Below are 19646 nucleotides of genomic sequence, written 5' to 3'. Positions count from 1 at the left end.
AGTAATGACAATATTTTGAGTTCGCCTATGTGGCTAAATGTGACACCTAACGTGCATTTAGATAAATCTCAGCAAGCGATGTATTTTGAAGCTAAACAAAGTCGTTATCTTTGGCTGGCAAAAGGTCAATGGCTGGAGCTGGATAGTACAACATTTAATTCGTTTATTTACAGCTCGGGGACCAGTCACCTTGCCCAGCAGAGACTCAATGTGAGTCGCGATTTTATCTGTGAACAAGCCAAGTGTCAGTTACCGATTGCATCATATAACCGCATTTTAAAAATCACCAATCACCTTGATGAAGGTGTAACCTTAACGGCAATGGTCGGTGAAACAAACCGTCACCGTGATAGCTTCCGTCGCGCCGTAAAGCTACCACGAGCGGTAACTCGTTTACAATATGGTCAAAATATTGAGCATTATTATCACTTTAAAGCGGGCGAAAAAGTAAAACTGTACTTTCAACACGCTAAAAAATTAAAACTAACTGTGCGCAAAGATTTACTAAATAAAGATATTAACGGCAAAGTCTATACCTATGTAAATGAGCAACCGATCAGTGTGCTCGGTGTTATTGCCAGTCGCGCCAGCGAGTATAGTGACCAACACATTGGTTTGGCCAATACCGATTACTTAGCAATAGATAAAGGTGAATACCTAACTATACGTAGTGAAACAGACGCTTATATTAAACTTGAGCAAAATCACAGAGCAATTTTTGATGATCAAGCAATGGATAAGCAACAAGAACGTTTGTTTCAACCATATTGGGTTAATAATTTAGACAACACGCTGCGTGCTATCTACTCTCAACACGACTTATCACAGCTAAACAATTCACCTTATCAAAGTGGTGAATTACTTTCGCAACGTCGTTATCAAGATTTACTTAGCACAATTTCATCTCGCGATTTTCTTGTTCCGAAGTCGCAGGATAAAGCGTACTTTAATAGTCAATTTAAGCAGTTTGATAGCTTTAGCGGACTGCGGATGGTTGATGATACTGGCTACCCTGTACTATCAGAGCACTATGCGCAAATACATCAATTAGGCCAGCAACAGCATCAATTTTCTCTAAACAATAAACAGCGCGTGAGAACGACGATAACACTGCATGCGCGCAGCAGTGTCGATAGCCAATTGTTAGTTCGCAGTGGTAACTTAAAATGGCATTTAACCTTGCTAAAAAGCGAAAATTTTGCCGCTTTTGAGTTAAACGTGCCTTTAACAACAACTCAATTAAGCATTCAGAATCTTCAGCAACAGCGCCAACCAATTGAATACGTAATGCAAAGTGATCAATTACTAGATTTACCAAATAATGAATTGCTCTATGCACAAGCAGGTACGCTAAAAGAAAAAAGTAATCTTATTCATAACTTATTGGCCCAGCAAATTAGCCAAATCGGTGATGAGTTTACTGCCGCACTGCTCCCTTATAAACCACTGAAAACAAAAACTTCCACTGATACTATGCATTGGCAACATCAACTCGGTGAAGCTGAGTATTTAATGGCAGAGCATCCACTTCAGGCACTGCAATTAATTAAAAAATTAGTCAACGTGCCCAATACAGATATTGCAATTAAAGCGTGGCAATTGCGTCTCACTATTTTGATGGCGCAAGGGCGCGACGCTTTAGCCAAAAGCTACCTTGAAGGGCTCTACAAAAGCAGCCAAGAAGTGGCTATCAAATCCTATGCTGGCAATCAGTTGATACAACAATATCAAGCATTAGAGCAAGACTATAAACTGCAAGGTTTATGTGCCAATGCTTTAGATTTATTAGCGCCATGTAGGAACATTTTGATTGCGCTTGCAATCAAACAACAAAAAAACTTACTCGCATTGTGGTTAAGTCATGACTTACCTAATCAAGCGGCATTGCAAACAAGCTTTGCAAAATTAAATTGGCGCGATTACAGCGAAGCAGATATTCAACAGCCCAGCTACGAACTTGATTACCCAGGCACGCAAACGCTTGCCAGCCCAACGGGGTTAATACAAGCACTGGTGGTTAATAAAAGCCAAGCGGTAACATTCAAAGCGCAAAGCCAACCACTCACAATTGCCCTAAGAGCGCGCAGTACCAGTGTTCAAAATGGTCAATATAAAATGAGCTGGTTGTTTGCACAACAGACATCGCAATCATCAAAATCAGCGCAACACACTGTACTGCCAATTTTTTCTGATATTAACTCGCAAACCCTATTACGCAATGATGCTCAACCGCTGTCGATCTCCAGTGACGCGTTGATCACATTACAAGCTGGTGAGTCAGTTCGCTTATATAGTGATCAACAAACATTTATTTCCTATAAAATACTCTCGCAGCCATTGACGACAACGTATAATTATCAAAATATGGCAACCCGCTATTTTTGGCAAACACCATTTATGGCGTTGCTATATGACACCGATATCAACATGCAGACGTTATTGAATAATACCTTATTTAAGTTAGCGGATAAAACGCTAACCACCAATGAGTACACGCAAGTTTTAGCGAAAGTAAATGCCCTGAGCTTACCTCGACAACTCGCGCAGTTATTTTCACGTATACAAAGTTATGGCCAGTGGGTTCCTCTACAAGACTATACTGACTTTGCTGGCACGCAACTCATTGCTGTGGATTCTCAAGATGAGAGTAGCTATAGCGACCAATTACTGCGTACCAGTAGCCAAGGCGGTTTTACGCAAGGATTAGTCTTACGCCCACATCATGATTTACATATTGACTTGAGCCAAACCCGCTCAGAACAAATTCGTTTAAACTTTCATTTTTCGGTCGCAGAGTTATCTGCAGCGGCTGACTTATCCCAAGGGAATGTCGCGAACGTTGCAATAAAATTAGCCACATCGGAAAAAGTTTGGTCAATACAACCTGATAAACCAACTGCATTTGGTTTTAATAAAACTGAGCTAACCGATAATGTGCTCTCGTTGCAATGGCTTAATCCTTATTTATCACAAATGATGACAATCAGCGCACAAGAGTACCGTAATGGTCGCTGGTATGACTTACCGCTTAGCAATAACTTGTTATTTTACACTGTTCTGCCAGAGCGGCATTTAATCGCACAATTACCAGCCGATCGCTTAGTTAAGCTCGAGCAAATGCTCCCAAGCAGTATTGTTGGTGAATTTGAACAACGCCTTGAACGCAGCTTTTTCCACCCAGCAGGTAAAATAGAAGTCAGCACCGACAGCATCAAGCACGTTCGCTTATATACTTGGCAATTGAGTGAAAGCAATCATAAAATATCTAATTTTGAAGCCGAGCAAAACAGCTTCGCAAACACCGTAATTTACCAACTGCCCGTTGCTCAGCGTGCCCTGCAAACTGAGGTCGCACAGTTTCATCCAGACGACTTAAGCTGGCAAGCATTTATTAATTATGACCGCCGAGGTATTTTTGAATCTAGCGAAAACGTCCCTATTCGTCATAGTATGGATGTTGGCGCTAGGTTTCGATTAAGTGACGATGAGAATTGGTATCGTCTTGATCTTACTTACTCTTTGAGCGAACAAGATAGCGAACTATTTTCGATTGATGGCTATCATTCTTGGCAAGATCATGACAGTCCTTGGTACGTCGACAGCGCCTTGCAAACCACATGGCAACCAAGTCAAGCAGACACTGACAGCCAATATGCATTTAATACCTATGTGCAGATTGGTCAGATCTGGCGCATTGATGAAAGTCATCGTCATCAATGGCAAATAAGTCCATTCTACAGCTACAGCAGTGCTAATATTGAAGACTTTTTATTTGATCCTAAACTCAATTCAGACATTTATAATTTTTATCGCGAAGATCACCCGCATGGTTGGCGAGGCGAATATCAATATCGCTATCAACCGTGGGTTGATAGTTACTTTAATTTTCTCGCCGGCAGCACGTCCAATGCCGATTGGACAAGCCTAGATATTTTGCGTTTTGGCGCATCTTGGCATCAATATTATCAAGGGCAAATCTTCCAAGCCGGATTAACCAGTTACTATAAGTTTGCTGATAAACATCGCCCTAATAGCACATGGCAATACATCACCAGTGTAGGTTGGCGAAAACAGCTGCCATTAGGTAACTTTTCACAAGGGTGGATCAAAGTACGTTGGGACCAAGATTGGTTTAGAAATGACCATAACATCAGTCTCGAGTTTTCGACTGGCAATATAGCTGACACCGGTTTTGGTGTTTTCTCTCACGACGAAATTATTTTTGAGTCACTGCAACTCAATCACTTTTTAGAGCAGAATTAATATGGCAAACACCAAGAAAGTTACTCCCTCTAGCGAATTAAAAGATCGCTTAGAACATCTATTGTTTGCTGATATTGCTAATTTTTGGCTGGACCTTTATCGCCAAAAATACCGTCAACTTGTTGATGAACTAGCGCAGTGGGAATTGCTGCAAAATATGCCCGATGGCGAAGATCAGGATATTTGGCTATTGCGCCAAGCAATTGCTTTTCTACGTCATCGCGTAGAACATAAACAGCAAAGTTTACAAAAGTTGGATGCCGGTTATCTGCTTTTTATTGAAAGACTCAGTCATGCAGAAATCAGCGCCGAACGTGAATTCCATATTTTAGATTACGCTCAGCAACTAGGCGCCACGTCTGAACAATTACGCCAAGATAAACTTGCCTTTAATCGTTGGTTTGACGAAGGTGCTGTGATCAACCGTTACCAAGATATAGTCGCTGATATTGAACAAACTCTTAAATTTTTAATTGGAAAGCTTGGCGACTTAAGTAATCGCTATTTAAAAAAATCTTCAAACGATATAGCAAAAGCGTGGCAAACTCTGGACTTAGAGAGCTTCTTTTTACAATTATTAACCAAGACCGATAATGAACATGTAAGAAATGCGCTATACCGTGCCTTAGCGAATCAAGTACAACTGATGCATAACTATGATGGCGATCCAGAGCTAAGTGCAAATTTAATTGAAACCTTAGTATTAGCATTAGAAGAGGTGAATACACCGCATTTAGCCCGTTTGGATATATTAGAAATTTTGATCCATCAACGGCCAACCTACATTCGTGCATTTATGCAGCAGCTGATCCAACAAACTGATCAGTGCCAACTTAATGCTGAAGAACGGTTATTTATTTTAGCTGCGTTACCAAAAATTTTAACCAGCCAGAACACATTGAGCCACTTATGTGAAAACCTGTTAATGCAGTTAGCCGAACACAGTTATCCACGAGTAAGGCAAAGTGTTATAGAGCAAGCTGGTAATTTTTCTGTCAGTTTTTTACAAAATTTATTAACCGAACGATTAAAAATAGAAACCGTTGATGCCGTGCGCTTTACGTTAGTTAAACAACTAAGTAGCCCTCGTATAGATACCGACAACTTTGCATTCAAACTCTGGTGGCAACTATTAAGTGGTAATGAAAGCTTTGCCATTAAACGTTTAACGTTAGAGCTCACTGCTCGTATGATGCTCAATCAACAATTAGAGACAAACCAACCAAATAGCGTTTTCACAACTTATATCAATTGTTTAAATGAACGATTGCAGAGCGAGCCGGTGCTGGCTATTCGCCGTTTTATCAGCCGTACCAGAGAGCAATTAGTTGCATTTGAGCATCAAAATTTAATGGCTGAGTTAGAGCAAGTATTACCAAACTCTGCAACCCTATCTCAGCTCGATAAAGAATTAGATGAAGAGTTACTTGGTCGCTTACTCAGTCGTAAAGCTCAGCAAAGCGAAGGCTACAATGTTAGTAAAAATAAATTAACATGGCAGATCCGCAGTGGTTATCGTTATGCGTTTAGGTTGTGGCGTTTTATACATGAATGGCGCAACCCAAGCACAGACAAACGCCAAAGCTTTAATCATAGCAAAGCCCGAAAACCATCTGCCTTTATGCATGTGCCTAGTTGCTCTGTAGCGGAGATAAGCACTACCAATGTTCCTGGCGAACCGTTATTTGATACTGATGAATACTCAGCGCGGCCACATTTACCGTTACCTGATTTCTTACTCTCGGTACTGAGCCAAGACAATTTAAAACAGCCAGCAAAGACCTATACGCCAGATGGTATTTTATTAGTTACCCCGCCAAAGTCATTATTTCAGCGAATTAGCAGTTATATTTGGCTAAGTATTAATATTGATAGTTTAGATACGCAACGTAAAGGTAACGAAATAGAGCAAAACAATTACCTGACAGCACTCAATAAGCATGGTTTTAGTTTTGAATTTAAAGCCTATGGTGAACAACTCGGTTGTACGTTTGATGTAGAGCCAAATATTAGTAAGCTTTATAATAAGCTAAGTTTTTCTCCACTACTGGTAAATATTTGGCTGAATTTTAAAGAGTATCTTTACTCAATCTATCAAAACAGTATTGGTCAGCTTATCTTTTTTGTAGTTGGTTTTATGGTTTATTTTTGGGGACGTCATATTCGCATAAGCCGACGTATAAAAACCGACCGTCAAGCAATTCCAGTCAGTATTGGTGGTTGGGGCACCCGAGGTAAATCTGGCACTGAACGCTTAAAAGCCGCGCTGTTCAGCAGTCTTGCGTTAAAAGTAATAACGAAAACAACGGGCTGCGAAGCAACCCTTATTTATGCTCGCTCCAATGGTGAACAATTTGAAGTGCCTTTATTCCGCCCATTTGATAAAGCCAGTATTTGGGAACAAAGTGATGTTTTACATTTTGCTAAAAATGTCAAAGCAGATGTCTTTTTATGGGAGTGCATGGGCTTAACACCTCGCTACGTCAAAATACTCAGGCAGTGGATGCAAGATAACTTTTCAACTATTACCAATGCCTATCCTGATCATGAAGATATATTAGGACCAACAGGTATTGATGTGGCTAAAGAAATGGCAAACTTTATCGCCCCCAAAAGTCAGGTTTTTACTAGCGAACAAACCATGTTCCCTATTTTAGATAAAGACGCTACACAAAAAAGCAGTACCTTAATTCAGGCACATTGGGGCGATGGTTATCAAATCACACCCGACATTAGAGCACTTTACCCATATGAAGAGCACCCGGATAATATTGCTTTAGTATGTAAGATGGCAGCCTACATTGGCCTGGAAAAAGACTTTGTATTTAAAGAAACAGCACAGCGTATAGTACCTGACATTGGTGTTTTACAACACTTTAGCCCTGTACCTTTTACACATTTTAGCATGTCATTCGTTAATAGTATGTCAGCCAATGAACGCTTAGCGACCATAGAGAACTGGCGACGCTTAGATTTATTTGGCCTAAGCAAGGATCCAAGTAAACAAACCATCGCCTTGATTAACAACCGAAATGACCGTGTAGCACGTTCAAAAGTGTTTGCCCAGATGCTCGTCGAAGATTTACCGTTTGATAAAATGGTTGTCATTGGTACCAATGTTGATGGCTTTTATAGCTATTACTTGCACGCTTTTGCTGAGCGCTTTGAACGAATAATTAGTAATAATGATTTACAGGAATTAGAATTGTTGTGCTCTCAGCTACACTGCATTAAAGAAGCAGATACAGTTGCCGAAATAATGAATAAAGCACTTGAAGGTAGCTACCAGGCAAAAGAATTTACCGCCTTGAATAATGCAGAGCAATTTACTGATTGGCTCAATGGACAGGCACAAACATTAAGTGAACAGCAGCGGATAAGTTTGCAAGATGTTTTTAATCACTATTTAAGCTATCAACAGATGCGGCCTTTGTTGAGTGATTTAAAAAAGAATCAACATAATTTACAAACAATATTATTGGAATTAGTCAAAAGTAAATGCATATTAATTACTAACTCCAAGGTCACCCCCGATCAATTAACGATCATGCTAACGGCACTTGCGAGGCCTCACTGTCACCAAGTCATCATTGGTATGCAAAACATTAAAGGAGCTGGCTTAGGCTATGTTTATGGCTGGCAACAATGGCAAAAGATTTACGATAGCATAAGTATGCTGTTAGATAACAATTGCTCAGCTGAACAGTTTAAAAAAACCTTAACGCGCTTATCACTGATCAGTACATTTAGTCAGCTTGAGCATGCTTATTTAAGCAGTGCGTTATTAGAGATAAAAAAAATGCATCATGCGCAAAATGAATACAGCCAAGCAGAGCTTGTGCATATTAATGAACGTTTGAATAAACATCAGCAACAGCTAGACAATAAAACCGACAGCCAGCAACAAGGCCCATTAAAAAGATTTGCCAGACAAGTGGCTGAATCATTTTTAGATGCTGGGGCTGCTGTTAAACGCAAAAAAATTGCCAACCAAGTTTATAAAGATATCGCAACCCAGCGTATTACTCTTGAAAAAGCTATTACGGTCTTAGGAAAGCTAAATCGCAATCAAAAGCCCGGCTGGTTAACATTTTCAAATAAAGATAATAGCTAAGTTAATCATACCGTAAAAACCTACAAAGCCTTAATTACTAATTAAGGCATACCGACCTAAACAAATGTATTAACTTAATTTTCAGCTAAAATTTTAGTTATAAAATAAGTAAAATATTTTCAAAGTAATTACATTCAGCAAGTCACTGTTTGCAAATGAATTATTTAAAAAAGACAAATAAAGCAGTGAATTATTGCGAAAACGCTCATGTTCAACATTTGACCGAACCCAATATTTATAGCAAAATAGTACCATGAATTGTTAATAAAAATGTTAACAAAAACAAAATGAATTACTTGGTAGGAAAAGTACTATGAAAAACTCATTGTTTAAGCTTGCAACATTACCTTTATTGATCGCTTCAGGCTTTGCAGCAGCATCAACGAACCTAGTAGCAAATGGTTCTTTTGAAAACACTGCAACAATTTCTGGAACATGGGGATTATTAAATCAAGTCTCAGGTTGGCAACGTTCAAACAATGCTAAGTTTGAAATCCAAACCAATAAGCTTGGCCTTATCAAACCTCAAGATGGCAGCCAGTATTTAGAGTTAGATTCGACAGCTAATTATAGCGTTTCGCAAACATTGAATACTGATGTTGATCATAACTATGAAGTAAGCTTTTATTATTCAGCACGTGTAAGTGGTGATGCAAATACTAATAAAGCAGAAGTATATTGGGATGGTGAGTTACTCGATACGTTAAATTCAACCACCAAAGACTGGCAAAAGTTTACGTACACTGTAAAAGCAAGTTCAGCAGCAACCGAACTTAAATTTATCGGCGCAGGTAAATCTGATTCATTAGGTGCGTTTATTGATGATGTCAAAGTAACTAGCCAATGTGCATCTGGCTTATACGGTATTAATAACTTCGGTACGAATGAAGAAGGATTTGTTTACTTTTTCAATACTGACACAAACACATACTCTAAAGTAACGGGTTTAAGTAACACGGCATCAAATATTGCATCACATAATGGTGTTTTATATTTCATGGAGCAATTAGATAGCTCGACTAAAATCTCGCAAATTTTATCACTTGACCTTGCTACGAATGAGCAGGCATTGGTTACATCTGCAACTTCGTACCCGATTTACCGCTCTGCAATGAACGCTGATGGCACAACATTACGTACCACAAGCAAAACATACATGTACGATTTTGACCTAGCTACAGGTGATAAAACAGTACTTGGTAAATTAACTTTCCCTGGTGATTCGTTCGCTGATGGTGATATTGCTTATTCAGCTGATAATAATGTTCTTTACGTTCTTACCGGTAAAGCACTTTATACTATTGACCAAGGTTCAATGGAGTTGTCTTTAATTGGTGAGCATGGTGTTGATCAAGCATCTGGTATCGCAATTGCTGCAGATGGCACAATTTATGTTTCAGGACGTGTAAAAGGTGAGAACGCTAAAATTTACCGATTAGATCAAAATACTGCGGCGGCAACATTCATTATGGATGGCCCTTCACATGTTAATGATTTAACGTTTGTTGATAGTAACTACTGTAACTAATTTACACTGTTAATAAGTCTTTATTTAAAGGCCGAGTAATTTATTACTCGGCCTTTAGTATTTGTTACACAATGCCACCTTATTTACCCGCTATACAAAAAATGAGCAAGTGTCATTTCATTACGCTTATTACCGCAAAGCCCCTTAGTGCCTTACGCTGACGCTTTAAAGCCATCAGTAATCTAACTATCGCAAGCACTTCCCCTGCACTGCCCGTGTATGTATACTTAGGCGCAATTGTAGCTAGGATAAGGGTGTGACTCTTACCCACTAAGCAATCTTAGTGAGCAAACCATTACCTTAGCTGCATTAAAAATAATATTCATGGCCACCCGTTCTATTTGTGTTGAAAGCACATGAACGACCAAAGCAAAAAATATAAGGCCGCAATAATTAACGTTGAGTTAGGAAGTAAATATGAGTTCATTACCTAAAGCAGGTGATTTTTTAGGGCATCCTAAAGGATTATTTCTGTTGTTCGGCACAGAAATGTGGGAGCGATTTGGTTATTACGGCATGCGTGCCATTTTAGTACTTTATCTTGTTGCTATTGTCAAAGACGGTGGTTTTGGTTGGAGTAATGCAGACGCACTAAGCCTTTATGGTACGTTCACAATGGCGGTTTATATCACTCCATTATTTGGTGGTTGGTTAGCTGATAACGTACTTGGTCAACGAAAAGCTATTATCATAGGCGGTCTACTAATGGCTGCTGGCCATTTTACTATGGGTATCCCCCACGATATGTTAGCCGGCCAACAAGAAAACGTATTTTATATCGGTCTTGCTTTATTATGTATGGGTAACGGTTTATTTAAACCTAACATCTCAACTATGGTTGGCGACTTGTATAAAGAGGGTGATCAACGTCGTGATGGCGCCTTCACAATCTTCTATATGGGTATCAACTTAGGTGGTGCGCTTGGTCCACTTGTTGCGGGTTTCGCAGCTGCATCTATGGGTTGGCAATATGGCTTCATTGTAGCAGGTGTTGGTATGCTTGTATCTGTGGCGATGCAAGTGGTTTTAAGTAATAAATACTTAGGTGATATTGGTGTTGTTCCTGCAGCTAAATTAGCGCAATCACAATCAACTTCAGATACCAAAGAGCCGCTAACTAAAGTAGAAACTGACCGTATCAAAGTTATTTTCACTATGAGTGTATTTAGTATCATATTTTGGATGGGTTTTGAGCAAGCCGGTGGCTTGATGAATTTATTCGCAAATGATTACACAGACCGTATGTTGTTCAACTTTGAAATTCCAGCCTCTTGGTTTCAATCATTAAACTCTATTTTCATTATCATTTGTGCTCCTATCGTTGCCATCGTTTGGCTAAAACTTGATAAACGTGAACCTAATTCACCCGTTAAGTTTGCCATTGCGTTGATATTTTTAGCGCTTGGTTTCATCACTATGATTTTAGCACTTATGACTCAAGGTCACGGTGAGCCATTACAGATCAGCATGATGTGGTTAGTGTTATTTTACTTATTCCATACTCTGGGTGAATTATGTTTATCACCTATCGGCTTATCAATGGTGAGTAAACTAGCACCACTGCGTTTAGCATCAATGCTAATGGGTATTTGGTTCCTATGTACTGCGGTTGCAAATAAGATTGCAGGTTTCGTTGGTTCATTCTTAGGTGAAGGCGAAGAAGCGCTTGATAACGCATTAGGCATTTTTATTGGTTTAGGTGCCACTGCTGTTCTCTCTGCTGTGATCATGTACTTACTAAGCGATAAGCTTGTTAAGTGGATGCACGGTGCTGAAGGTCAACACGAGCCACAAACACAAGAACACATTTTAGCTGAAGAGCTTGAAGTAGTTGCTGAAAAACCGTAACTCTGTGTTTATTATCTCCCCACAAGCTATGACGCTTGTGGGGATTTTTGTTGCTCTATTTATATCACCATGATTAATTCCTGCCAACCAAACGTCGATTTAAGTTACGATATTAATAAGGCTGACTTCAAAGCGCGTAACAAAAGATTATAAATTACTTTTCAACAGCTTCATTAAACACATCTGATAGGCCACCACGCACGTTCAACGAAACGCTGTAGCACTGCTAGCAAAATGCCCCAGCCATTACTAGTGACCTTAGCTTAGCGCAGAAGAGTTAGTTTTTTAACAAATACGGCTCTAGCGTAAACAATTTATTACACCACGTATATTTAATAAGGGGTGAATAGTTCCTTTATTTGATTATTTACCCCCTTAAATAAGAATAAATTAATTCTATTTATCAATAAGTTAACAAAAGTTTAAGTTACTTAATACAAGACCTTTCAATACAAATCTCAAAACCAAGCATTAATGCTTATGCATTTTAAAATGATCGTCCCATTTAATTTACAAAGAGCCGTTTGCCTAAATAGCTATCGGCTCTTCCCCTGCTGCCAATTATGGTTAATTATCTGCGCATCAGACACAACAAGACGCAGTGTTTATTGCGGGAGAATTATAATGAGTGAAGTAACTAACCCTTTAGGTTTGGTAGGTATCGAGTTTACTGAATACGCTACACCTGATGCAGATTATATGGATAAAGTATTTACCGATTTTGGTTTTTCAAAGCTCAAAACATTTAAAGGTAAAGACATTGTTTATTACAACCAAAACGATATTCACTTTTTACTAAATAATGAACGTGATGGTTTCTCTGCAGAATTTGCAAAAAGTCATGGCCCTGCAATTTGTTCTATGGGTTGGCGTGTAGAGAATGCTCAACAGGCATTTGACACCGCAGTAGCACGTGGTGCAAAACCAGCGACTGATTCAACTCATAAAGACCTACCATACCCGGCAATTTACGGTATTGGTGACAGCTTAATTTATTTTATTGAGCAATTTGGTGATAAAGGTTCAATCTATGAGCAAGACTTTGAAGACTTAAGCGAACAAAACATTGTTGATGATAAAGGCTTTATCCGCATCGACCATTTAACTAATAACGTTTATAAAGGCACTATGGAAACATGGGCTAACTTTTATAAAAACGTATTTGGTTTTACTGAAGTTCGTTACTTTGATATCAAAGGCCAAAAAACAGCCTTGATCTCTTATGCACTTAAATCACCGTGCGGCACCTTCTCGATTCCAATCAATGAAGGTAAAGGCAACGATAACAACCAAATCGATGAATACCTTGGTGAATACAATGGCCCAGGCGTGCAGCATTTAGCATTCTTAACAGATGACCTAGTAAGCTCACTAGATAAGCTTGATAAATCAACCATTGCCACGCTTGATATTATTCCTGAGTACTACGATACAATTTTCGATCGTGTACCTTGGGTTGCAGAAGATAAAGAAAAGATCCGTGAACATCAGATCTTAGTCGATAGCCAAAGTGAAAATTGCTACTTGTTGCAAATTTTCTCGAAAAACTTATTTGGCCCAATCTTTATCGAGATGATCCAACGTGTTGATGACGGCGGTTTTGGTGAAGGTAACTTCCAAGCACTGTTTGAATCAATCGAGCGCGACCAAGAGCGCCGCGGCGTTTTATAAGCACCGTATTGTAAATTTAAAAAGCAGCGTACTTCGCTGCTTTTTGTCGTTTCATCAATATTATAAATGACAATCTGAATTTCACTGTTTAAATCGCGCTATTCATCACCATATCCACTGTAAAGCGCGACTGACTAAACCAAAGGAAATGTAATGAGTTTAATTAACGAAACCCATGATATAAATTTAACTAGCTGGGTTGCCTCAGCGAACGTTGCAAATTGTGACTTCCCAATTCAAAACCTACCATTTGCAGAAGTACGTCGTAAGAACTCTGACGAAGCTTTTCGTGGTGCCGTTGCCATTGGCGACCAAGTTATCGACCTTGCCAAAGTAAACGAGTTAGCTATTTTCTCAGGCGATGCACAAACAGCCATAGCAGCAGCAAGCCAAGCAACATTAAATGAATTTATGGGTCTTGGTCAGCAATATTGGTCAGCGCTACGTTTAGCATTATCTAAAGCATTACGCGAAGGCGCCGCTGAACAAGCTAAGTTAAGCGACGCATTAATTGCCCAAGCAGACATTGAGTTTGCATTGCCATGTCGTATTGGCGATTACACTGACTTTTACACATCTATCTATCATGCAACAGCAGTCGGTAGCTTATTCCGTCCTGACAACCCGTTACTGCCTAACTATAAATGGGTCCCCATTGGTTACCATGGCCGTTCTTCATCAATTGATGTGTCAGGTCAAACCTTTCATCGCCCAAATGGTCAAACTAAGGCGCCAGACGCTGAAGTACCATCGCTTGGTCCGTGTAAACGTTTAGATTATGAGTTAGAGCTAGGCATTTATTTAGGTAAAGGTAATGAATTAGGTGATGCCATTGCTATCGAAAACGCTGAAAACCATGTATTTGGTTTTTGTGTATTCAATGACTGGTCAGCACGTGACTTACAGGCATGGGAATACCAACCATTAGGTCCATTCCTTGCGAAAAACTTTGCTTCAACTGTATCACCGTGGATTGTAACCACCGAAGCATTAGCACCTTATAGAACATCATGGACTCGTGATGAAAATGACCCACAACCATTAGATTATTTAGAATCAAGCCAAAACCGTGAGCTTGGCGCCTTTGATATAAAAATGGACGTACAAATTGAGACCGCTAAAATGCGTGAACAAGGTGCTGCACCTTCATTAGTATCTAAATCAAGTTTCAAACATTCATACTGGACAGTGGCACAAATGGTGACTCATCACACAGTAAATGGTTGTAACTTTATGCCAGGTGATATGCTGGGCTCAGGTACGCAATCAGGTCCGACTCATGAAGAAGCCGGTTCATTACTTGAACTGTCTCGTGGTGGTAAAGAAAAAATCACCCTTAATAACGGTGAACAACGCAGCTTTTTAGAAGATGGCGACAACGTTATTATGCGTGGTTGGTGTGAAAAAGCCGGTTTTGCTCGTATCGGTTTTGGCTGCGTAGAAGGAACGGTTCTTCCTGCTAAGTAACTAAGTTGTAAACATTTATTAAATGTATTTATTATAAGGAGGCGACCAACGCCTCCTTTTTTAAGATTAATTACAATTTTTTACTGGCTTTTTCAGCTCAGATTGCTATCTTAATTCGGTTAATAGCCAGTGTTTATAAGCCATGTCAGCATTTATTAAGTCTTTTTATCACAAATTATTCCCAGCTAGACAGCTGTTGATCCGCCAAAATGGTGAGGTTAAACATGTGATATTAGCACCTTGGTTACAAATATCAGCCGTAGCTATTATTTTAATTGCTTTAATTTGGTTGGCTGTTTCGACCCTGCGAATATACTCTCAAACCAACAAGATTTCCGATATCGAACAAAGCCAATTATCAAAACAACAACAGTGGCAGCAACAAAGTAAAGAACAACAAGCACAATACGATAAACAGTTAGCCCAGCTTGCGGTGCTAGAGCAAAAGCATGCTTTATTGCAGAGCATGATCGATTCTTTACCTGAGTCGATGAGTAATCCCACACTGCCAGCAGCGCCGCCAGAAGGTGAACTCGGCGAACAACAAGAAGAGTTCCACGAACCATTAGTTGATGAAAACCCTAACAGCGCACACACTCTTTCACTCTCTGACTCTGTTAATATCGAGCAACGTTTTGCACTACTCGATAGCCAATACCAACACAGCTTTTTACAAATAGAGCAACAAATAGAACGCCGCCAGCACGATATTTTAGCGATGCTCAAAGGTGCAGGACTTGATACCGCCTTGGCGCGTCGTCTAGATGGTGATATGACAGAAACCGCGCAAGGTGGTCCGCTGGATTTATTTGATGAATCAAAGATCCCAGCTGAATTTTTAGTCATCGCAGATAAACTATTGGCGTTGAATAAGCTTGAAAATTTACTCAGTGAGTTACCGCAAACTCTGCCTGCAGCAAATTACTATATTTCGAGTAGTTTTGGCCTGCGTAAAGATCCAGTGAATAACCGTCATGCTTATCATAAAGGTGTTGATTTAGCAGGTTGGCATAAAACCGAAATATTCGCCCCCGCTGATGGCACTGTATTACGCGCAGGACGCAACGGTGGTTATGGTAATTTTATCGAACTGCAACATAAAAACGGCTTTGTAACTCGGTTTGGTCACTTAAATAAAATCAACGTTAAAAAAGGCCAAACGGTAACCAAAAATGATGTTATCGGATTAATGGGCAGCACTGGCAGAAGTACTGGCACTCACCTACACTATGAAGTATTACTTAACGACAAACATGTCAATCCAGTCAAAATAACAAAGGCGCTTTCTCGTGTTCGGTAAAAAAAAATCAACAGTAAGTAGTTCTGCAAATTCTCAACTAAAAAGAACTAGCCACACTCCTTCGATCATTTCTGAAGATGTTCGCTTAACGGGCAGCTTAGTGAGTCAAGGTGAAGTACAGCTTGATGGTCGCATAGATGGTGATGTTCGTGTTAACCATTTAGTTATTGGTAATACCGGTTGTGTTGAAGGCTCAGTGGTCGCTGAAAGCGTGATTGTAAAAGGTAAAGTAATCGGCTCGCTCAACGCCAGCAAAGTAGTTATTGAACGTTCAGCGCAAGTGCACGGGGATGTTTATCAAGATACTTTAAGTATTGATGCTGGTGCAATTATTGAAGGTAACTTAAAACAACGCCATGAAGCTGAAACGGTTGAATTAATTACCAATAACGCAGAATCAAAGCCGGAGCTTACATCTGCGCTCAGTGAAGGTGATAATGACTTGTCGTTTTTCAACAAACAAGCCGCAGAGAAAAAATAATCGCTTTATTTTACTTTTTCTTAGTAACGTACATCGTAATATCAGCAGTGAAGACCAATTCACTGCGAGTATTGTAAAGCTTCACTGGCACCACTAAATCCTCTTTATCTAGCCATTGTCTTGGCATTGCAATTTCTGCCACAGCTGTGACATCAGTATCAACCTTCGCTAAGTACTGCACCGTCATTCCCTTAGGGATCCAGCGATGAGTTTTATATGGCACGGTAGCATCAACCATCACACCGGCACATAACTCAGCTAAATTACATTGCGCAATAGCATGGATAGTCCCAATATGATTGTGCACACTCCGTCGGTTTTTAACCATTGCGCTGCAATGTCCGTCACGTAAATCTAAAACAGTGGGTTTCATGGAGCCAAAATAAGGGGCTTTAAAACACACGACTTTAGTAAATAACCAATTGCCAAATGGTAGACGCTTAAAACTATGCCATGCTGTTAAAACTGTAGATTTATTACTCATTATTATTTTCCATTGAATGTCGCTATTGCAAAATTAGCACATCAGACCAGTTAGCAAAAGTGCATTTATACTTATAATCTTACTAGCTATATTCTTATAGATGGGTCATATGCCCTTTCTTTTTTATCTTTGCAGACCTAAAATACGCGGCAAAAGGAGCACTCATGCCAACAACCGATCGCCGCAATCATCTTAGTGTTATTTTAATTCTCGCTCTTCTGGTTATATTCTGCCCATTAGCGATTGATATTTACTTACCCGCATTTCCTGATATAGCGCAAGCATTGGCTATTGATGAGCAGCAAGTGCAACTTACCGTCGCTATTTTTATGCTGACGGTTGGCTTAGGTCAGCTTATAGCAGGTCCTTTAGCCGACAAGTTTGGCCGCCGTCCAGTCGCACTATTTGGCATCACACTGTATGGATTTGCTGGGATGTTGGCTTTTTTAGCACCTAGTTTTAGCATTCTGATGCTTGCACGTGCACTGCAAGGTTTTGGGGCTTGTGCCACTTTTGTAGTTGCATTTGCGATTGTTCGTGATACCTACGGCAGTGCTAAAAGCGGCCAAATGATCACTTACCTAAATGGTATTGTGTGTTTTATTCCGGCGTTAGCACCTATTTTAGGCGCTTGGCTGACTGTGCAATTTGGCTGGCGGATAAACTTTTTATTTTTGGCGGGGTTTGCTTGTGTTGGACTAATGATCACTGCCATATATTTTAAAGAAACACGCCCTGCGGATAGCCACTATGAGGGCCACATACTCGATTTACGTCGTTTTATACCAATCATTAGCACGCCTATTTTTCTTTTTAATAGCCTAATTTGTATGGTGGCAATGTCGGCTATTTTAGCTTTTGTAACATTAGCACCGGGATGGATCATGACCGAGTTAGGTGGATCGGTCAGCGATTTTACTTTTTGGTTTACTCTCAATGCCATTGTTAGCATTGTAGCTAGCTTTATTGCACCATTGTATATCAAACGCCATAGTCAAAAAGCGTTACGCATAGGTATGAGTTTATTAATTTTCTCTGGTGTACTGATTTTAATTCTCGGCCAGTTTAAAAGTGCCTTTGCTTTTATGCTGCCAGTGTTGATTGCTGCGCTAGGCTTTGCACTTAGCTTAGGCTCAGCGGCTGGAATGGCATTGTCACATTTTGCTAAACAAGCAGGTACTGCATCTGCGTTAATCGGTTTAATGCAAATGAGCGGCGCTGGAGCATTGGTTATGCTCACCCAAGTGCTCCCTTTCAATGCGCCCGAGTTTATTGCTTTTCACTTATTATTATTGCTGCCACTGTGGGTTATACTGCTCAGTAATAAAGCACACGCTTATCACCCTAAAAACACATAAAAACACATAAAAACAATGATCAATTTTGAATTTTTACTGTCATTTTTAGCCGCGAGTTTTTTAATCGCTGTTGCACCAGGTCCTTCCAATGCTTTTTTAATGGCGCAAACTTTTGCCAATGGCCGCGCAGCAGGCTTACAAAGCGCATTTGGTTTTGCTTTAGGCGGAGTGGCGCATACTTTATTTGCCGTTGTCGGTCTTACGGCCATCCTTAAAGCCTCAGAAGTGGCTTATACCAGCGTACAATACGCTGGTGCTGCCTACTTATGTTATTTAGGTGTAATGATGTTTAAAAGCACATTTATCCAGTCAGAGTGCAGTAGCGAAGATAAACCCCATGTAAGCACCAAGAAAAAAACTAATGTTATGTTTCAGGCTATGATGACTGAAGTGCTCAACCCTAAAGTAGCGTTATTTTTTATTGCGTTTATTCCGCAGTTTGTTGATCCAACCCTGTCATCATCAACTACATTTCAATTAGCTTTCTTTGGCTTACTGTATCCACTTTTTGCGTTTCCGATTGACTGCACGTATATTTACTTTGGCGATAAAATTGCAGGCTACTTTCGAGAGCACCCGCAAAGCCAAATTTGGATTGATCGTATAACAGGTGTAGTATTTGTAGTTCTTGCGGTTAATCTACTCATCTAAAAAAAAGAGTCAACATGGAACAAAAACAGCAAACCCTTCCAGCGCAAAAAAATATTGCTTTAGTTGCACACGATGGTAAAAAAGCAGCCTTGCTAGCCTGGTGTAATAAACATCGCGATAACCTCAGTAAGCACACTTTATATGGCACAGGCACCACAGGTCATTTAATTGAGCGAAATACTGGACTTGAAGTTATCAAACTACTTAGTGGCCCTATGGGGGGCGATCAGCAGTTAGGCGCTAAAATTGCGGAGCATGAAATTCATGTGTTGATTTTCTTTTGGGACCCCCTTGCATCTCAACCTCATGATCCGGATGTTAAAGCGTTATTACGCTTAGCTGCGGTATGGAATATTCCAGTGGCGTGTAATGAAGTCAGCGCAGATATGATTTTAAGCTCGCCTTTGATGCATAACGAGCTTGAACGGTCATTGCCAGATTACGAGAAATACCTCGCAACCCGACAAGTCATACTATAAGC

At 39.9% G+C, this 19646-nt stretch carries 12 protein-coding genes; 11 read left to right on the top strand and 1 reads right to left on the bottom strand.

The window, feature by feature from the left end; genetic code table 11:
• Window positions 1-27: 27 nt before the first annotated feature.
• The 8 genes from H5187_RS00705 (at window position 28) to H5187_RS00670 (ending at window position 16672) form a co-directional block, all read left to right on the top strand.
• A complete protein-coding gene (locus H5187_RS00705; protein ID WP_182797443.1) occupies window positions 28-4263 on the top strand; it encodes a hypothetical protein in 4236 nt (1411 codons plus the stop codon).
• Between the two features lies 1 nt (window position 4264).
• A complete protein-coding gene (locus H5187_RS00700) occupies window positions 4265-8377 on the top strand; it encodes a poly-gamma-glutamate synthase PgsB (RefSeq protein WP_182717064.1) in 4113 nt (1370 codons plus the stop codon).
• 313 nt (window positions 8378-8690) lie between these two features.
• On the top strand, window positions 8691-9905 hold the full coding sequence (locus H5187_RS00695; RefSeq protein ID WP_182717063.1) for a hemolysin-type calcium-binding protein: 1215 nt from the start codon (window positions 8691-8693) through the stop codon (window positions 9903-9905).
• A 417-nt stretch (window positions 9906-10322) separates the two neighbouring features.
• Window positions 10323-11753 (top strand): peptide MFS transporter, encoded by a 1431-nt coding sequence (locus H5187_RS00690; RefSeq protein WP_182794074.1) that lies wholly within the window; start codon window positions 10323-10325, stop codon window positions 11751-11753.
• Between the two features lie 624 nt (window positions 11754-12377).
• Window positions 12378-13424 (top strand): 4-hydroxyphenylpyruvate dioxygenase, encoded by a 1047-nt coding sequence (gene hppD, locus H5187_RS00685; RefSeq protein WP_182739377.1) that lies wholly within the window; start codon window positions 12378-12380, stop codon window positions 13422-13424.
• A 153-nt stretch (window positions 13425-13577) separates the two neighbouring features.
• Entirely contained in the window at window positions 13578-14891 is a 1314-nt protein-coding gene (gene fahA / locus H5187_RS00680; protein ID WP_182717062.1) for a fumarylacetoacetase, read from the top strand.
• A gap of 142 nt (window positions 14892-15033) precedes the next feature.
• Window positions 15034-16191, top strand: coding sequence for a M23 family metallopeptidase (locus H5187_RS00675; protein ID WP_182717061.1), 1158 nt, complete (start codon window positions 15034-15036; stop codon window positions 16189-16191).
• Entirely contained in the window at window positions 16181-16672 is a 492-nt protein-coding gene (locus tag H5187_RS00670) for a polymer-forming cytoskeletal protein (protein WP_145237352.1), read from the top strand. Before H5187_RS00675 ends, H5187_RS00670 begins: the two co-directional genes overlap by 11 nt.
• A 10-nt stretch (window positions 16673-16682) precedes the next feature.
• Here H5187_RS00670 and H5187_RS00665 read toward each other — a convergent pair whose 3' ends face one another.
• On the bottom strand, window positions 16683-17156 hold the full coding sequence (locus tag H5187_RS00665; RefSeq protein WP_182717060.1) for a hotdog fold domain-containing protein: 474 nt from the start codon (window positions 17154-17156) through the stop codon (window positions 16683-16685).
• 164 nt (window positions 17157-17320) lie between these two features.
• Here H5187_RS00665 and H5187_RS00660 point away from each other — a divergent pair, with 164 nt between their 5' ends.
• Genes H5187_RS00660 through H5187_RS00650 form a run of 3 tightly spaced genes read left to right on the top strand, consistent with a single transcriptional unit; the run spans window position 17321 to window position 19644 of the window.
• Entirely contained in the window at window positions 17321-18514 is a 1194-nt protein-coding gene (locus tag H5187_RS00660) for a multidrug effflux MFS transporter (protein ID WP_182717059.1), read from the top strand.
• A gap of 15 nt (window positions 18515-18529) precedes the next feature.
• A complete protein-coding gene (locus H5187_RS00655) occupies window positions 18530-19165 on the top strand; it encodes a LysE family translocator (protein ID WP_182717058.1) in 636 nt (211 codons plus the stop codon).
• 14 nt (window positions 19166-19179) lie between these two features.
• Window positions 19180-19644, top strand: coding sequence for a methylglyoxal synthase (locus H5187_RS00650; protein WP_145237363.1), 465 nt, complete (start codon window positions 19180-19182; stop codon window positions 19642-19644).
• The last annotated feature ends 2 nt before the right edge of the window (window positions 19645-19646 follow it).

The organism is Pseudoalteromonas sp. SG44-1 (assembly GCF_014164315.1).
Lineage (GTDB): Bacteria > Pseudomonadota > Gammaproteobacteria > Enterobacterales > Alteromonadaceae > Pseudoalteromonas > Pseudoalteromonas rhizosphaerae.
This window is presented reverse-complemented; position numbering and strand designations above follow the sequence as displayed.

What these genes read in the sequence shown, in the direction of transcription:
- H5187_RS00705 (WP_182797443.1), top strand. Translation starts at nt 28, where the DNA reads ATGTGGCTAAATGTGACACCTAACGTGCATTTAGATAAATCTCAGCAA.
- H5187_RS00700 (WP_182717064.1), top strand. Translation starts at nt 4,265, where the DNA reads ATGGCAAACACCAAGAAAGTTACTCCCTCTAGCGAATTAAAAGATCGC.
- H5187_RS00695 (WP_182717063.1), top strand. Translation starts at nt 8,691, where the DNA reads ATGAAAAACTCATTGTTTAAGCTTGCAACATTACCTTTATTGATCGCT.
- H5187_RS00690 (WP_182794074.1), top strand. Translation starts at nt 10,323, where the DNA reads ATGAGTTCATTACCTAAAGCAGGTGATTTTTTAGGGCATCCTAAAGGA.
- hppD (WP_182739377.1), top strand. Translation starts at nt 12,378, where the DNA reads ATGAGTGAAGTAACTAACCCTTTAGGTTTGGTAGGTATCGAGTTTACT.
- fahA (WP_182717062.1), top strand. Translation starts at nt 13,578, where the DNA reads ATGAGTTTAATTAACGAAACCCATGATATAAATTTAACTAGCTGGGTT.
- H5187_RS00675 (WP_182717061.1), top strand. Translation starts at nt 15,034, where the DNA reads ATGTCAGCATTTATTAAGTCTTTTTATCACAAATTATTCCCAGCTAGA.
- H5187_RS00665 (WP_182717060.1), bottom strand. Translation starts at nt 17,156, where the DNA reads ATGAGTAATAAATCTACAGTTTTAACAGCATGGCATAGTTTTAAGCGT.
- H5187_RS00660 (WP_182717059.1), top strand. Translation starts at nt 17,321, where the DNA reads ATGCCAACAACCGATCGCCGCAATCATCTTAGTGTTATTTTAATTCTC.
- H5187_RS00655 (WP_182717058.1), top strand. Translation starts at nt 18,530, where the DNA reads ATGATCAATTTTGAATTTTTACTGTCATTTTTAGCCGCGAGTTTTTTA.
- H5187_RS00650 (WP_145237363.1), top strand. Translation starts at nt 19,180, where the DNA reads ATGGAACAAAAACAGCAAACCCTTCCAGCGCAAAAAAATATTGCTTTA.